This window comes from Mesorhizobium sp. B2-4-18 (assembly GCF_006441385.1).
GTDB classification, from domain to species: domain Bacteria; phylum Pseudomonadota; class Alphaproteobacteria; order Rhizobiales; family Rhizobiaceae; genus Mesorhizobium; species Mesorhizobium australicum.
This window is the reverse complement of record NZ_VFUW01000007.1, coordinates 103,755-119,276: the sequence shown is the minus strand read 5'-3', so window position 1 is coordinate 119,276 and position 15,522 is coordinate 103,755. Positions and strand designations below refer to the sequence as shown.

The window sequence follows — 15,522 nt, the reverse complement described above, 5'->3', positions numbered from 1 at the left end:
CGGCGGGACAGCACCCCCCTCTGCCCTGCCGGGCATCTCCCCCGCAAGGGGGGAGATCAGCTCTCGTCGCCGATTTCGCTAATTGCTGGCGAAGGGGTGTTTGATGGGGCACGATCTCGTTCCGTCCCGTCAACGCAAGAATGCAAAATCCATGCGGCGCGTCATGACCGATGCCGAGCTGAAGCTTTGGAATGAGTTGCGTGCTCACCGGCTGATGGGAATGAGCTTTCGGCGGCAGGTGCTGATTGGGCCTTATATCGTTGACTTTGCTTGCTCGGCTCATCGCTTGATAGTCGAAGTTGACGGCAGCCAGCATGCCGACGCGGAACATTCAAAACGCGATCAGGCAAGAAGCGCTTATCTGAGCGCCAGCGGTTGGACCATCCTGCGCTTCTGGAATGACGACGTGATCCGCGATATCGACAATGTCTGCCAGCACATCGTTATCGCGGCCGGTCTGGCCGGCGCCAACGTGCCGGAACCAGCAACGGAGGAGCTCGTTTCATGATCGACCATCTCGGCATCACCGTTTCCGATTTCGATGCCTCCAAGGCTTTCTACGACAAGGCGATGGCGCCGCTGGGTGGCTCGCTGCTTTATATGGTGCCGCAGGAATACACTGGTGGCGCCAAGGTCGGCGGCTATGGCCGCGACCGGCCGGTGTTCTGGTTGAGCGCGGCCAGGGAAAAGCCCCGAGATCATCAGCACGTCGCCTTCACCGCGCGCAGCCGCGCCGAGGTCGACGCCTTCCACGCCGCCGCCCTTGCAGCCGGCGGCAAGGACAATGGCGGACCGGGCCTGCGTCCGCACTATCACCCCAACTATTACGGCGCCTTCGTCCTCGATCCCGACGGCAACAATGTCGAGGCGGTCTGCCATGATCCGGAGTGAAAACCGATGAGCCTCGACAACCGGCCAGTCTACACAGGCGGCTGCCAGTGCGGTGCGGTGCGCTTCCGCGTCGAAGGCGCGCTCGGCGACGCCTCGGTCTGCCACTGCCGCATGTGCCAGAAGGCCAGCGGCAATTTCTACCTGCCGCTGGTCTCGGTGCGCGGCGCCAAGGTCGACTGGACGCGCGGCGAACCCAAGCGGTTCCGTTCCTCCAATGCAGCATGGCGCGGTTTCTGCGCCGAATGCGGCACGCCGCTGACCTTCGAGGCGCCCGACGGCATGGCTCTGGCGATCGCCGCCTTCGACGATCCGGCTGGTATCGCGCCGACCATCCAGTGGGGCACGGAAGCAAAACTGCCCTATGTGGATTCCATTCCGCGATTGCCGGGCGAGGACACGATGGCGGATATCGGCTCGGCTCCTTATCTCGCCGAGCTCGTCTCCTATCAGCATCCCGACCACGACACCGACCAATGGCCGCCGGAGGAAAGACCATGACCGAAACTGTCCGAACCGGCGGCTGCCAATGCGGCGCCGTGCGCTTCCGCATCAAGGGGGCGCTGGGACGTGCGTCCATCTGCCATTGCCGCATGTGCCAGAAACAGTTCGGCTCCTTCTTCGGCGCGCTGGTGACGGTACCCAAGGATGGCGTCGAATGGACCCATGAAGAACCAAGTTATTTCCAGTCTTCGGTCAACATCGATCGCGGCTTCTGCGCCCGTTGCGGCACGCCGCTGACCTACCGGCAGCCCGGCGGGCTCGAGATCGCCATCGGCGCCTTCGACGACCGCTCGGATCTGGCGCCGCGGATCCAGGTCAACTATGCGGCACGGCTGCCTTGGGTCGAGACGATCTTCGACCAGCCTGTCCACCAGGATCCCGATTATTACGCGCGGCAGGAGCAGATCATCTCCTTCCAACACCCCGATTACGAAACGGCCAACTGGCCGCAACAGGGCCTGAAAATATGAGCTTGCGCACCCTCTACCCGGAAATCGAACCGTTCGACTCGGGGATGCTCGATGTCGGCGACGGCCATATGGTCTATTGGGAGCGGTCGGGCACCAAGGGCGCCAAGCCGGCCGTGTTCCTGCACGGTGGACCGGGCGGCACCATTTCGTCAAAACACCGGCGGCTGTTCGACCCCAAGCTCTACGACGTCATCCTTTTCGATCAGCGCGGCTGCGGAAAATCGACGCCAAACGCCTCGCTGGAGGCCAACACGACATGGCATCTCGTTGCCGACATCGAGCGACTGCGCGAAATGGCCGGCTTCGATAATTGGCTGGTGTTCGGCGGTTCCTGGGGCTCGACGCTGGCGCTCGCCTATGCCGAGACACACCCTGATCGCGTCAGCGAACTGGTGGTGCGCGGCATCTACACGCTGACCCGCGCCGAGCTCGAATGGTACTATCAATTCGGCGTCTCGGAGATGTTCCCCGACAAATGGGAGCGTTTCCTGGCGCCGATCCCGCAGGCCGAGCGCGGCGACATGATGGCCGCCTACCGCAAGCGGCTGGTCGGGTCCGACCGAAAGGTGCAGATCGAGGCCGCCCGCGCCTGGAGCCTGTGGGAAGGCGAGACGATCACGCTGCTTCCTGAACCCGAAACCAGCGGTCCGTTCGGCGAGGACGACTATGCCGTCGCCTTCGCCCGCATCGAAAATCACTATTTCGTCCATGCCGGCTGGCTCGAGGAGGGACAGTTGCTGCGCGATGCCGGGAAGCTCAAGGACATCCCCGGCACCATCGTTCACGGCCGCTACGACATGCCGTGCCCGGCGCGCTACGCCTGGGCGCTGCACAAGGCTTGGCCGAAGGCGGACTTTCATCTGATCGAAGGCGCCGGTCATGCCTATTCGGAGCCGGGCATCCTCGACCGGCTGATCCGCGCGACGGACAAGTTTGCGGGCAAATGACGATGAGCCGCGCGCGCCTCTATCTCTTCGACACCACGCTCCGCGACGGCCAGCAGACGCCGGGCATCGACTTTTCGGTCGAGGACAAGATCGCGATTGCCAAACTGCTCGACGAGTTCGGCTTCGACTATGTCGAAGGTGGTTATCCCGGCGCCAATCCGACCGACACTGCATTCTTCCAGCAGAAGCGCACGGCACGCGCAAAATTCGTTGCGTTCGGAATGACCAAGCGGGCCGGGGTCTCAGCCTCCAACGATCCGGGGCTGGCGGCGCTTGTCCAATCGAAATCGGACGCCATCTGCTTCGTCGCCAAGAGCTGGGACTACCATGTTCGCGTGGCGCTCGGTTGCACCAACGAGGAGAACCTCGACTCCATAAAAGTGTCCGTCGAGGCATCGGTCGCTTCGGACAAGGAAGCAATGGTCGATTGCGAGCATTTCTTCGACGGCTTCAAGGCCAATCCGGACTATGCGCTCGCTTGTGCGAAAACGGCCTACGACGCCGGTGCGCGCTGGGTGGTGCTATGCGACACGAATGGCGGCACGCAACCCTCGGAAGTGCGGGCAATCGTCGAGAAGGTCATTGCCGCCGGCATTCCGGGCGAGCAGCTCGGCATCCATGCCCATGACGACACCGGCCAGGCGGTGGCCAATTCCCTTGCCGCCGTCGAGGCCGGCGTGCGCCAGATCCAAGGCACGCTGAATGGCATCGGCGAACGTTGCGGCAACGCCAATCTGATCTCGATCGTGCCGACACTGGCGCTGAAGCCGGCTTTCGCCGACCGCTTCGAGACGGGAATCTCAGCCGAAGCGCTGACCGGCATTTCGCGCCTGTCGCGCGCTTTCGACGAATTGTTGAACCGCGCTCCGGAAGCGCAGGCGCCCTATGTCGGCTCCTCCGCCTTTGCCACCAAGGCGGGTATCCACGCTTCGGCGCTGGCCAAGGAGCCGGCGACCTATGAGCATGTGGAGCCGCAGGCCGTGGGCAACCGCCGCCGCGTCATGGTCTCCGACCAGGGCGGCAAGGCCAATTTCCTCGCCGAGTTGAAGCGGCGCGGCATCGATGTGCCGAAGGACGACCATCGGCTCGACGCCCTGATATCGGTGGTCAAGGAGCGTGAGGCCTCGGGCTACGCCTATGAGGGCGCCGACGCCTCCTTCGAACTCCTGGCGCGCAAGATGCTGCATGGCCTGCCCGAATTCTTCCACGTCACCTCGTTCCGCTGCATGATTGAACGCCGCTTCGATGCCAATGGCCAGTTGAAGACGGTGTCGGAAGCAGTGGTCAAGGTGCTGGTCGAGGGCGAGGAGAAGATGTCGGTGGCCGAGGGCCATGGCCCCGTCAACGCGCTCGACATTGCGCTGCGCAAGGATCTCGGCAGATACCAGAACGAGATCGCGGATCTCGAGCTTGCCGACTTCAAGGTGCGGATCCTCAATGGCGGCACCGAGGCCATCACCCGCGTGCTCATCGAATCGCATGACGGTACCGGCGCGCGCTGGTGGACGGTCGGGGTCTCGGAAAACATCATCGACGCGTCGTTTCAGGCGCTAATGGATTCGATCGTCTACAAGCTGATGAAGAATCGCGAGATGGCGGGGCTGGTGGCGGCGGAGTAAGTTTGAACCATCAGCGAAAGTCCATTGATCCATCAGAACTTTGCGATGGTCTTGCCAAGATTACTGGGCCATAGCGTTGAGCCATGGCCGCTGAAGCAATTACCCCCGATGCAGAATCGAAAGCCCGCCGCGGCTTCTTGCTGGCGCTGGGTGCCTATCTCTTGTGGGGGTTGCTGCCCTTCTACATGAAGGCGGTGGCGCATCTGCCGCTTGCCGAGGTGATTGCACACCGCATCGTCTGGTCGGTGCCGATTGCCGCGGCGGTCCTGGTCTGGGCCGGCCGCACGGCCGACTTCAAGGTGGCGATCCGCTCGCCTCGCACCATCGCCATGGCGGGGCTGACGGCGGCGCTGATCTCGGTCAACTGGGGCATCTATGTCTGGGCGATCGCGGTCGACCGCACCGTCGAGACGGCATTGGGCTATTACATCAACCCACTGGTGAACGTCGTGGTCGGCGCACTGCTGCTCGGCGAGCGGCTCGACCGGTTGCAGATCGCGGCGGTGGTGCTTGCGGCGGTCGCCGTCGCCGTGCTGACAATCGACGGCGGCAAACTGCCCTGGGTGTCGCTGGCATTGGCGTTTTCCTTCGCCGCCTACGGCTTCTTCCGCAAGACGCTGCCGATCGGTCCCAGCCAGGGCTTCCTGCTCGAAGTGCTTTTGCTGTCGGTGCCGGCGCTGGGCTACATCGTCTTCCTTATCACCACCGGACAGGACCATTTCGTCTCCAGCAATGGCACCGACACCGCGCTGCTCATCGGCTGCGGGCCGGTGACGGCCGTGCCGCTGCTGCTGTTCGCCTTTGGCGCCAAGCTGCTGCGCCTCTCGACCATCGGCATCATGCAGTACATAGCGCCGACCATGGTGTTTCTGATTGCCGTGCTGATCTTCGACGAGCCGTTCGGCACCACGCAGGCCATCGCCTTTGCCCTGATCTGGGCGGCTCTTGCGGTCTATTCCTGGTCCATGCTGGCGACGGCGCGCCGGGCTACATCTGCCCGAGCCGCCTGACAAAAAGATAGGTCACGCCCGCGATCAGCAGCGACGCGCCCGTGATCACCCAAAAACCCAACGGGGTGTTGACCAGCGGCAAACCGCCGACATTCATGCCGAACAGGCCTGAGATGATGGTCATCGGCAACAGCACCGCCGTCATCACCGAGAGCACGTAAAGCAGCCGGTTCGACTGCGTCGTCAGCTTGGCCATCAGCTCGTCCTGCAGCAGCCGCGTGCGCGCCTGCAACTGCTCGCCGTCATAGTGCAGTGTCTGTGCGCGGTGCGAAAGCCGCGCCGCCATGTCGTTGATCGAATCCGGCAGGTCGTTGCGGTGCGAATGGTCGAGATGGCGAAACAGGTTGGTCAGCGTCGCCATCTGCCGATGGATGACCACCAGATGCCGGCGTGCATCGACCAGCGCCTGCCGCTCATTGTGCCATGCGTCACACACGATACGGTCCTCGATGCCATCGAGATTGTCGCTGAGTGCCGCGAGTTCCGTCGCCATTCCGTCGAACGACTGGCCGACGACAGCCTCGATCAGCTCGGCCGGCGAGCGAAACTTGCGCGATCCGTTCTCGATCGCCTTGCGGATGTTGTCGACCGATTGCAGCGGCTGTTTGCGGGCGCCGACCAGCATCGTGTCGTTGAGGGCGAAGCGGAAATGACCAAGCCCGCCGGCTTCCGCCGAATAATCATGGCGCAGGTCCGGCAGATCTCCATAGAGCCAGTCATCCTCGAGGTCGATGTGGCAGCCATGACTGGCGGTCAGGAAGGCTTCGCGCACCGGCGCCGGCAATGCCTGATCGGCGCCGATCTCGTGGCGGGCGCGCATGTCGGAAAGCTGGTAGCTGCGCCATGTCCAATGCGCGGCGGCGGCATCCCTGGTGCGCGCGCCCTCAGCGGTAAAGTGGTAGATGAAGAACAGCCCGTGCTCATCGGGCAGGTAAGGCGACAGGTCAGTGCCTTCGGAGGGGATGGCGATGTTCATGGCGGCTTCGCCGGTCTCTGATGCGGTCGGGGTCGCGGGGGCGGCCAAGCGCGATTTCTAGCACGGCATCCCCGATTTAGTGTGACTGTTCCGTGACGGCGTGCCCCCTTACAGGACGCTGGTGATCCCGCCATCCACCAGCAGCATCTGTCCGTTCACGAAACTGGCGGCGTCGGACGCCAGGAACACGGCAGCGCCCGCGAGTTCCCTCACTTCGCCCCAGCGCCGCATCGGCGTGCGGCCGGTCAGCCAGGCGGAGAATGTCTCGTCGGCGACCAGCGCGGCGTTGAGCTCGGTCTTGAAATAGCCCGGCGCGATGGCGTTGACGCGCACGCCGTGCTGGCCCCATTCGCCGGCCATCGACTTGGTCAGCATGGTGATGGCGCCCTTGCTCGCCGCATAGGGCGCGATCGACGGGCGTGCGAGCACGCTCTGCACCGAGGAGACATTGATGATCGACCCCCTTTGGCGCGCGATCATGCCCTTTACGACGGCCCGGCTCACCTTGAACACGCCGTCCAGGTTGGTGGCCATCAACGCGTCCCAGTCGGCGTCGCTGAAGGTCTCCAACGGCGCCCGTCGCTGGATGCCGGCATTGTTGACCAGGATGTCTATCGGTGCGGTGCCGGTTTCCGCCGCCGCGATTGCCTGGTCGACCGACTGGGTGTCGGTTACGTCGATCACCGCTTCCGTGATCGAATGGCCCGCGGCGCGCAACTTGTCCGCGGCCGCTTTCAGATCGTCGGCCTTGCGGCCGCCGATCGTGACGCGCGCGCCGGCGCTCGCAAGCGCCTCCGCGAAGGCGAGGCCCAGGCCACGGCTGGCGCCGGTGATGAAGGCATGCTTGCCTTCGAGGCCGAACAGTTGGTCGAGATAGTCGGTCGAATGCAATTTGCACCTTCATCGATTGTGATTTGTCGCCCGTCAGTCAAAGGCTCGTTCGGCCCTTGGCAAGCGGCAGCGCCAGCGTGCCGCGTGGCTTGATGAGATGCAAGGCGCTTGTCGGCCTGGCGGTCCTGCTGACGACCTCGATTGTCACGGCCGTCGGCCTCAGCGCTTCGGCCCAAATCCCCGATAGGGATTGAGTGGCACGATCGCGGCAATGTCCATCATGCCAGCCTTGACCAGTGGCAAGGTTGCGAGATGGCCGCGCACATCGGCATCGCTGCCGACTTCGAACATCATGCCGCTGCCGGGAATGTCGCCGACCTGGGGCAAGCTGCTCGGAGGGAGCAGGGAGCAGGCAGTAGGGGGAAGTGTACGCTCCGACACTGCAAACCTACTGCTCTACTCCCGTAACCTTACATCTTGTCGATCACCGACTGGACGCCCTCGGTCGGTGCGTCGACCGAGGAGCCGGCGACCATGATGGCGGCGACGATGGCCTCGGGGTCGTTGACGACCAGCGGCTTCACACGCTGCGCGGTATGAATGAAGCCTTCCGCCGCCATGTGATCAAGCAACGCCGTCATCGGATCCCAGAATCCGTTGACGTTGCCGAAGACGATCGGTTTGCGGTGATGGCCAAGCTGCGCCCAGGTCATGATCTCGACGATCTCCTCGACTGTGCCGATGCCACCAGGCAGCGCCACAAAGGCGTCGGATTTCTCGAACATCTTGTGTTTGCGCTCGTGCATGTTGTCGGTGATCGACAACTCGTCGAGCCGGTCAAGCGCGGTTTCGGTTGCTTCCTTGTTGATCAGGAAGCGCGGAATGATGCCCGTCACCTTGCCGCCGGCCTTGAGCGCGCCTTCGGCGACGGCGCCCATAATGCCTTTGGTGCCGCCGCCATAGACCAGCCGCAGGCCTGCCTTTGCAATTGAGCGTCCAAGCAGGTGGCCGGCCTTGACATAGATTTCATCGCGGCCCGGAGATGAGCCGCAATAGACGCAAACGGATCGAATCGTGTTCATGCCGATGATTGGTGATTGGGTCTGAAAGCGCGGTCAAGCCCTAGGGTTGAGAAGGCCGGGCTTTTTCTTGTCGGTCATGGCAAAACACGCTAGACCGGCGTTAGGTGGCTAAGGGGCAGGGAAATACATGGCAATCAATCCATTGAAGGCGTTCTTGTTCGCGGCGGGTGGGACCGTAGCGGCCGCGGGAACCGCCTATGTATCGGGCGCACTCGACCCGTATCTTCATCGCACACCGCCGGCGGAAGTCGCGGCGTTGACGCCGCCCGCGGCGCCGAAGCCGGCCGATCCTGGCACGGAAGGGCGCCTGCCGGCTCCGACGATGCCGGCCACGCCGGGCGCGGCACCTCAGGCGACGGCCCCGGCAGCACCTGCAACCGACGCTGCGGCGCCTGCGGCGCCCGCGACGGCGGGTCCGATCGCGCCGACTTTCGATGTCGTACGGGTCGAGAGCAACGGCTCGATCGTCGTTGCCGGCAACGCGGCGCCCAACTCGAAGGTCGAAATTCTCAACGGCGCGACGGTGATCGGCTCCACGGTTGCTGGTCCCGATGGTGCCTTTGTCATCGTGCTCGAAGATCCGCTGAAGCCCGGCGACTATACGATCGCCCTGCGTTCGACGGTTGGCGCGGTCGTGACCGCCTCGGCGCAGACCGCAGTCGTCTCGGTGCCCGCGAATGCAGCTGGCCAGGTGCTGGCCATGGTCGAGGAGCCGGGCAAGCCGGCCGAACTGCTGACCGTTCCGGCATCTGAGCCAAAGCCGGCGCCGGCAACCGGCGACCAGGCTGCCGCTCCTGCTGCTGAAGCGCCCGCCGCGCCGGCGACGGCCACGCCAGCCGTGGTTGAAGCAAAACCCACTCCGGCGGCACCGGCCGCGCCCGCGGCAGCCGTGGCCGAACCAAAGATCGTGGTCGAGGCAGTCGAGATCGACGGCAACAAGATCTTTGTCGCCGGCCTCGCCGATCCGGGCCGCAAGGTGCGCGCCTACGCCAACGACATCCTGCTCGGCGACGCGCAGACCTCGTCGGACGGCCATTTCCTGGTCGAGGCGACGCGCGATATTCCGGTCGGCAGCTATACCATCCATGTCGACGGCCTCGATGCCGATGGCGTGAAGGTGGTGGCCCGCGCCGCGGTGCCCTTCGAGCGCGAACCGGGCGAGGCGGTCGCCGCCGTTGCCCCCGCCGAGATCAAGCCCACCGAGACCAAGCCCGCCGAGGCCAAGCCCGCGGCGCCCGCTGTTGCCGCCGCTGCTCCGGGCGAGACCGCGCCGGCTCCCGCCGCGCCAGCCACCGAGGCTCCGGCTAACGTCGCAGCAGCCACGCCGCCAAGCGACGTGCCCGAAATCGTGTCGCCCAAGCTCGAACATGCCGACAGCGCGATCATCATTCGGCGCAACGACACACTGTGGCGGATCTCACGGCGCGTCTATGGTCACGGCGTGCGCTACTCCACCATATACCTCGCCAACCAGGACCAGATCAGGAATCCGAACCGCATCTGGCCGGGGCAGGTGTTCAAGGTTCCGGAAAAGTCGAAGGAAGGCGAAGCCGCCGACCTCAAGGCAATGGGCGAGCAGGCGACGACCGCACCGATGAAGACGGAATAGGGATAGACCGGCAATTCCGGCGATCTACCCATCGGCCTAGCTTGCCCTGTCATCGTTCATCGTCTATCGCCGATGAACGATGACAGAATGCGTTCCCTTACCAGACCATGCCGCCTCGGCACTGCCTGGCTGCATGCCGGACAGCCGCGCTGTCGCGGCGCGGTTCGCAGCACTTTCGCATCCGGCGCGGATCGAGATACTGAGGCATCTGTCGGCCAGCAATTCCTGCTGCTGCCGTGAGGTCGTCGACCGTTTCGCTCTGGCCCAGTCGACGATCTCCCAGCATCTGAAAATATTGGTCGAGGCGGGCCTCGTCCGGTTTGAGCCCGACCGTCAGCGATCGCGCTATGCGGTCGATCGCGCGGCACTTGCCGACGTATCGGCATCGCTGGGCGCGCTCATCAATTCCTGCTGCTCCGGCCGCTGACCCTCTCACCCAAAAGGCAAGAAAAGTGGCCGAAAAAACCGTCTCCGCCGACACCTCGACACTCACGACACTGCGCAATCTCTGGCCCTATATGTGGCCGGCCGACCGCGCCGATCTCAGGGCGCGGGTGACCTGGGCGACGCTGCTGCTGGTCGTCGCCAAGGTGACGCTGGTCGCCGGTCCCTATTTCTTCAAATGGGCGACCGATGCGCTGGCGGGCGGCTTCAAAACGCCACCGCCGCTGCCATCGTTCATGCTTGCCCCGGTGATGCTGGTCATTGCCTACAATGTGCTGAGGCTCGTCCAGCTCGGCTTCAACCAGCTGCGCGATGCGCTGTTTGCCCGGGTCGGCCAGCATGCGGTTCGCCAGCTTGCCTTCCGCACCTTCGTGCACATGCATCAGCTGTCGCTGCGCTTCCACCTGGAGCGCCGCACCGGCGGCCTGTCGCGCATCATCGAGCGCGGCACCAAGGGCATCGAGACGATCGTGCGCTTCATCATGCTCAACACCGCGCCGACGATCCTCGAATTCGCGCTGACCGCCGGCATATTCGGTTTCACCTATGGCTGGAAATATGTGGCCGTGGTGGCGGTCACCGTCTGCCTCTACGTCTGGTTCACGGTAAAGGCCAGCGACTGGCGCATCTCGATCCGCCGCGACATGAACGACAGCGACACCGACGCCAACACCAAGGCGATCGACTCGCTGCTTAACTTCGAGACGGTCAAGTATTTCACCAATGAGCGCATGGAGGCCGAGCGCTTCGACCGCTCGATGGCGCGTTACGAGATCGCCGCAACCAAGACATGGACCTCGCTCGGCTGGCTAAACTTCGGCCAGGGCTTCATCTTCGGCGTCGGCACGGTCGTCGTCATGTGCATGTCGGCGCTGGAGGTGCAGGCCGGCACCCAGAGCGTCGGCGATTTCGTTTTCATCAATGCCATGCTGGTACAGCTCTCCGTGCCTCTCAACTTTATCGGCTTCATCTATCGCGAAATCCGCCAGGGCCTCACCGACATCGAGCACATGTTCGACCTCCTCGACGTGCCGCAGGAGATCGTCGACAAGCCCAACGCCAAGCCGTTGGCCGTCAGCGCCGGCAAGGTCGAGTTCCGCGACGTCCACTTTTCCTATGATCCGAACCGCAAGATCCTGAAGGGCGTCTCCTTCGAGGTGCCGGCCGGCAAGACCGTTGCCATTGTCGGGCCGTCGGGCGCGGGCAAGTCGACCATCTCGCGGTTGCTGTTCCGCTTCTACGACGTGCAGGGTGGCCAGGTTCTGATCGACGGCCAGGACGTGAGGGATGTCACACAGGACAGCCTGCGCGCGGTGCTCGGCATGGTGCCGCAGGACACGGTGCTGTTCAACGACACCATCGCCTACAACATCCGCTACGGCCGTGTCGGCGCCGGCGAGGAGGAGGTGCGCAAGGCCGCCGAACTCGCCCAGATCGGGCCGTTCATCGAGAAGCTGCCTGACGGCTATAAGTCGATGGTTGGCGAGCGCGGGCTGAAACTTTCCGGCGGCGAGAAGCAGCGCGTGGCGATCGCCCGCACCATCCTGAAGGCACCGCCGATCCTGATGCTCGACGAAGCGACCTCCGCGCTGGACAGTCATACAGAACAGGAGATCCAGGCCGCGCTCGACCTCGTCAGCAAGGGCCGCACCACCATCGTCATCGCCCACCGCCTGTCGACGGTGATTGCCGCCGACGAGATCATCGTGCTGAAGGACGGCCAGATCGCCGAGCGCGGCACTCATGTCGAGCTGATGCGAAAGCACGGCCTCTATGCCTCGATGTGGGACCGCCAGCGCGAGGCGACCGAAGCCGAGGAGCGGCTGCGCATTGCCCGCGAAAGCGACGAACTGGGTGTCGTCGTACGCCGGCGCACATCGGAGATGTCGTAGCTCAAAAAAGCTCTTGACCTCAACTTAGGTTGAGATTGTAGACCGTCGCCCGAGAGCCGCAAAACAGCATCGTCGAGGACGGAATCAAATGGATATGAGCTTTACGAATCAGGATGTTAACGGCGGCAGCGTGTTCAGGGTCGACAAGTTCGTGGTGCCCGCCAATGCCCGCGATGAAATCCTCGCAAAGGTGAAGATGACGCATGAGTTGCTGCGTCTGCAGCAAGGCTTCGTCCAGGACTTTCTGCTCGAGCAATTCTCCGGACCGGGCGAATTCAACCTCGTCACCATCGTCGAATGGGAAAGCCAGGCTGCCGTCGACAATGTGGTACCGATCGTCAAGGCTGCGCACGAGCGCATAGCCTTCAACCCGCAGGAGACGATCGCCCGGCTCGGAGTGCGAGCTGATATCGCCAATTATCAGCGCGTGCCGGGACTCTAGCCAGGCCACCCCACACTCGGTGCCGGCGCTTCAATGCCGAGCACCTGGCCGGTGCGGGCCTCGCTTGTCATATGCTCGAAGCCGCGCCACTCGGCGGCGGTGATGAACAGCGTTTTCCGGTCCGCAGCGCCCAGCATGCAGGCAAAGCAGCCGCGATCGGCGGTGACGGTCTGCAAGACGTCACCGCCTTCGCGCACCCGCACGCAATGCTTGTTGGGAACGTCGGCATACCAGACCGCCCCGTCCGCATCGAGGCAGATGCCGTCGGGATATCCGTCGAGATCGGCCCAGGTGCGTCTGTTGGACAAGGAACCGTCGGCGGCAATGTCAAACGCGCTCAGCCGGTTGGCATGGGATTCGGCAATGATCAGCGTCTTGTTGTCCGGGGTCACCGCCATGCCGTTCGCAAAGGCGATAGTGTCCGCCACTTGCCTGACCGCGCCATCCGGTGTGACCAGCACGATGGTGCCGGGACCGAAATGCTGGCCGGCCGCCGGCGCCGGCCCGCCACCATTGACGTAGATGTAGCCGCGCCCGTCGACGACGATCTCATTCCATGGGCTTTTCGACAGGCCGCGCAGGTCGGCGTGGGTGACGAGCGAGCCATCGGCTCCCTGCCGCAACAGCAGGCCCTCGCGGCCTGAGACAACCAGCAGACGACCGTCCGGCAGCCAGTCGATTGAGTAGGGCAGGACAGCCGGAATCGTGAGCATGATCTTGCGGCTGCCGCCGGCATCGACGGCGATGATCTCGCCGGTGCCCCAATTGCAGACCCACAGGCGTCCGTCATGCCAGCGTGGCGATTCCCCGAAGGCGAGACCTTCCATGACGATGTACGGTTTGTCGCCGGACGATATTCGCATGATCAGGAGCCTCCGTTGCGCGCGTCATCGGCCCTTGCGATGAAGCGCTTCCCACCAAGGACGGGCGAGATGGGAGTCTCCCGACAGCGGGCCGGTGTATTTTCGCGCAGGAAGAACGGTGCATCGGTGTGACGTTGACGCCACAGGTGCCGGTCTGCGCAAGGGCGGCGTCGACGCAGATAGGTTTCTCGGCCACTCTGGCTGCCTTGGCGCAGTCAAGGGATGGCTTTTGACGGCACGACAGGCATGCGACCCGGTATCCATTTCACGACACACGGAGCGCCCGGCTATCCGCGGTCACAGGCCCGCCTTTGCCCGTTCATCCGCGCCGGCGATTGTCGCGTTGCGGGCAGGGGGTGTTTCGGCTATTGAGGCCGGACCTGAAACAGGGACCGCCCCCAGCCCATGAGCCTTGTCGACACGGTCAAGAACGCGTTCGTACCGATCCATCGCGAAGGCTATCCCTTCATCGCGGCGTTTGGCGCGGCGACGCTGTTCGTCGGCTATTTCTCCTCGATCCTGTTCTGGATCGGCCTGATCCTGACCGCCTGGTGCGTCTATTTCTTCCGTGACCCCGAGCGCGTCACGCCTGTTGACGATCGCCTGGTGGTAAGCCCCGCCGATGGCATCGTCTCGGCGGTCGGGCCGGCCGTGCCACCGCGCGAGCTTGGCCTCGGCAATGTCGAGATGACCCGCATCTCCGTGTTCATGAACGTCTTTTCCTGTCACGTGAACCGCTCTCCGGTGCGCGGCCGCATCGCCAGGATCGAACACCGGCCGGGAAAATTCCTCAATGCCGAGCTGGACAAGGCGAGCACGGAAAACGAGCGCAACGGCCTCGTCATCGAGAGCCCCAACGGCACGGTGGCGGCAGTCCAGATCGCCGGCCTGGTGGCGCGCCGCATTGTCTGCTGGACCGAGGCCGGCGCTTCGATCGGCACCGGCGAGCGTTTCGGCCTAATCCGCTTCGGCTCGCGCGTCGACGTGTTCCTGCCCTTGACCGCCACGCCGCGCGTCGCCGTTGGCCAGACGGCGGTCGGCGGCGAAACCGTGCTCGCCGAATTCGGCGGTGTCGCCGGCACGCCCCTCGTGCGGATTTCCTGACGGTGGGCACGCAATATAAAAAATTCGAGGCCCATGCCAGCGGCGGTCCGCGCATCCGCGAGATCCCCATGCGCATGGTGCTGCCCAATCTGGTCACCGTGCTTGCCATCTGCGCCGGCCTGTCCGGCATCCGCTTCGGCTTCGAGGGGCGTTTCGAGCCGGCGGTGGTGATGGTGCTGCTGGCCGCTTTTCTCGACGGCATTGACGGCCGCCTGGCGCGGATGCTGAAGGCGACCTCCAAATTCGGCGCGCAGATGGATTCCCTGGCCGACATCGTCAATTTCGGCGTTGCGCCGGCACTGGTGCTCTATGCCTTCCTGCTCGACCGCGCCGGCTCGCCAGGCTGGATCGCGGCACTGCTGTTTGCGATCGCTTGCGGGCTGCGGCTGGCGCGTTTCAATGTGCTCGACGACGAGAAGGCCGACCGCCCGATATGGCAGACCGAATATTTCGTCGGTGTGCCGGCGCCGGCGGGCGCCGTTCTGGTGATGCTGCCGCTCTATCTCTATTTCCTGCGGCTTGGGGTGGAGCCCAGCCGGCCGGCCGCCTTCGTCGCCACCGGCTTCACCATCCTGGTGGCCTTCCTGCTGGTCAGCCGCTTGCCAGTCTATTCAGGCAAGAGCATCAAGATCCCCGGCGACAGGGTGCTGCCGGTCATCCTCGCCGTCGTCCTCTACATTCTCTTGCTGATGACCTATCCCTGGTACACGCTGACGGCATCGGTCGCGGGCTACCTGATCTTTCTCCCATTCAGCGTGCGCGCCTATTCCAAGCGAGCCAAGCTGGAAGGCGAGAAAGTGCCGCCTTCGGACATAGGTTAGAAAGTCGGCCGAAGTCCTTG

At 64.0% G+C, this 15,522-nt stretch carries 18 protein-coding genes; 13 read left to right on the top strand and 5 right to left on the bottom strand.

Going from position 1 to position 15,522, the window contains the following annotated elements:
• Positions 1 to 103: 103 nt before the first annotated feature.
• From FJ527_RS18235 to rarD, 7 genes are all read left to right on the top strand, one after another.
• Complete coding sequence (locus FJ527_RS18235; protein WP_015318549.1) at positions 104 to 508, top strand: endonuclease domain-containing protein; 405 nt, start codon at positions 104 to 106, stop codon at positions 506 to 508.
• Complete coding sequence (locus FJ527_RS18230) at positions 505 to 891, top strand: VOC family protein (RefSeq protein ID WP_015318548.1); 387 nt, start codon at positions 505 to 507, stop codon at positions 889 to 891. The genes FJ527_RS18235 and FJ527_RS18230 overlap by 4 nt, the downstream gene beginning before the upstream one ends.
• A gap of 6 nt (positions 892 to 897) precedes the next feature.
• Positions 898 to 1,389: a GFA family protein gene (locus tag FJ527_RS18225; protein WP_140791805.1), complete on the top strand. Its 492-nt coding sequence runs from the start codon at positions 898 to 900 to the stop codon at positions 1,387 to 1,389.
• Complete coding sequence (locus FJ527_RS18220; protein WP_015318546.1) at positions 1,386 to 1,862, top strand: GFA family protein; 477 nt, start codon at positions 1,386 to 1,388, stop codon at positions 1,860 to 1,862. Before FJ527_RS18225 ends, FJ527_RS18220 begins: the two co-directional genes overlap by 4 nt.
• A complete protein-coding gene (gene pip, locus FJ527_RS18215) occupies positions 1,859 to 2,809 on the top strand; it encodes a prolyl aminopeptidase (RefSeq protein WP_140823752.1) in 951 nt (316 codons plus the stop codon). Before FJ527_RS18220 ends, pip begins: the two co-directional genes overlap by 4 nt.
• Positions 2,806 to 4,428 (top strand): citramalate synthase, encoded by a 1,623-nt coding sequence (cimA, locus tag FJ527_RS18210; protein WP_181166390.1) that lies wholly within the window; start codon positions 2,806 to 2,808, stop codon positions 4,426 to 4,428. The genes pip and cimA overlap by 4 nt, the downstream gene beginning before the upstream one ends.
• Positions 4,429 to 4,511: 83 nt before the next feature.
• Positions 4,512 to 5,438, top strand: a complete 927-nt coding sequence (gene rarD, locus FJ527_RS18205) for an EamA family transporter RarD (protein WP_140791810.1) — start codon at positions 4,512 to 4,514, stop codon at positions 5,436 to 5,438.
• On the opposite strand, the gene FJ527_RS18200 is transcribed toward rarD, so the two are convergent.
• The 4 genes from FJ527_RS18200 to FJ527_RS18185 form a co-directional block, all read right to left on the bottom strand.
• A complete protein-coding gene (locus tag FJ527_RS18200; RefSeq protein ID WP_140823860.1) occupies positions 5,416 to 6,414 on the bottom strand; it encodes a transporter in 999 nt (332 codons plus the stop codon). The two genes, rarD and FJ527_RS18200, sit on opposite strands and share 23 nt — an antisense overlap.
• Positions 6,415 to 6,522: 108 nt before the next feature.
• Complete coding sequence (locus FJ527_RS18195) at positions 6,523 to 7,305, bottom strand: glucose 1-dehydrogenase (RefSeq protein ID WP_140718286.1); 783 nt, start codon at positions 7,303 to 7,305, stop codon at positions 6,523 to 6,525.
• 159 nt (positions 7,306 to 7,464) lie between these two features.
• On the bottom strand, positions 7,465 to 7,632 hold the full coding sequence (locus FJ527_RS18190) for a hypothetical protein (protein ID WP_181166407.1): 168 nt from the start codon (positions 7,630 to 7,632) through the stop codon (positions 7,465 to 7,467).
• Positions 7,633 to 7,715: 83 nt separating this feature from the next.
• On the bottom strand, positions 7,716 to 8,327 hold the full coding sequence (locus FJ527_RS18185; RefSeq protein ID WP_015318539.1) for a TIGR00730 family Rossman fold protein: 612 nt from the start codon (positions 8,325 to 8,327) through the stop codon (positions 7,716 to 7,718).
• A gap of 127 nt (positions 8,328 to 8,454) precedes the next feature.
• On the opposite strand from FJ527_RS18185, the gene FJ527_RS18180 reads away from it, so the two are divergent.
• The 4 genes from FJ527_RS18180 (at position 8,455) to FJ527_RS18165 (ending at position 12,714) form a co-directional block, all read left to right on the top strand.
• Positions 8,455 to 9,936, top strand: coding sequence for a LysM peptidoglycan-binding domain-containing protein (locus FJ527_RS18180; RefSeq protein ID WP_140823749.1), 1,482 nt, complete (start codon positions 8,455 to 8,457; stop codon positions 9,934 to 9,936).
• 79 nt (positions 9,937 to 10,015) lie between these two features.
• Positions 10,016 to 10,363, top strand: a complete 348-nt coding sequence (locus tag FJ527_RS18175; RefSeq protein WP_015318537.1) for a metalloregulator ArsR/SmtB family transcription factor — start codon at positions 10,016 to 10,018, stop codon at positions 10,361 to 10,363.
• Positions 10,364 to 10,388: 25 nt separating this feature from the next.
• Positions 10,389 to 12,272, top strand: a complete 1,884-nt coding sequence (locus tag FJ527_RS18170) for an ABC transporter ATP-binding protein/permease (RefSeq protein ID WP_140718280.1) — start codon at positions 10,389 to 10,391, stop codon at positions 12,270 to 12,272.
• A 94-nt stretch (positions 12,273 to 12,366) separates the two neighbouring features.
• On the top strand, positions 12,367 to 12,714 hold the full coding sequence (locus FJ527_RS18165) for an antibiotic biosynthesis monooxygenase (RefSeq protein ID WP_041163878.1): 348 nt from the start codon (positions 12,367 to 12,369) through the stop codon (positions 12,712 to 12,714).
• Here FJ527_RS18165 and FJ527_RS18160 read toward each other — a convergent pair.
• Positions 12,711 to 13,577, bottom strand: coding sequence for an SMP-30/gluconolactonase/LRE family protein (locus tag FJ527_RS18160; protein ID WP_140823748.1), 867 nt, complete (start codon positions 13,575 to 13,577; stop codon positions 12,711 to 12,713). The genes FJ527_RS18165 and FJ527_RS18160 overlap by 4 nt on opposite strands.
• A 405-nt stretch (positions 13,578 to 13,982) precedes the next feature.
• Between FJ527_RS18160 and FJ527_RS18155 the strand changes: the two genes are divergently transcribed.
• Positions 13,983 to 14,681, top strand: coding sequence for a phosphatidylserine decarboxylase (locus FJ527_RS18155; RefSeq protein ID WP_140618445.1), 699 nt, complete (start codon positions 13,983 to 13,985; stop codon positions 14,679 to 14,681).
• Positions 14,682 to 14,755: 74 nt separating this feature from the next.
• On the top strand, positions 14,756 to 15,502 hold the full coding sequence (locus tag FJ527_RS18150; protein ID WP_224584719.1) for a phosphatidylcholine/phosphatidylserine synthase: 747 nt from the start codon (positions 14,756 to 14,758) through the stop codon (positions 15,500 to 15,502).
• Positions 15,503 to 15,522: the final 20 nt, after the last annotated feature.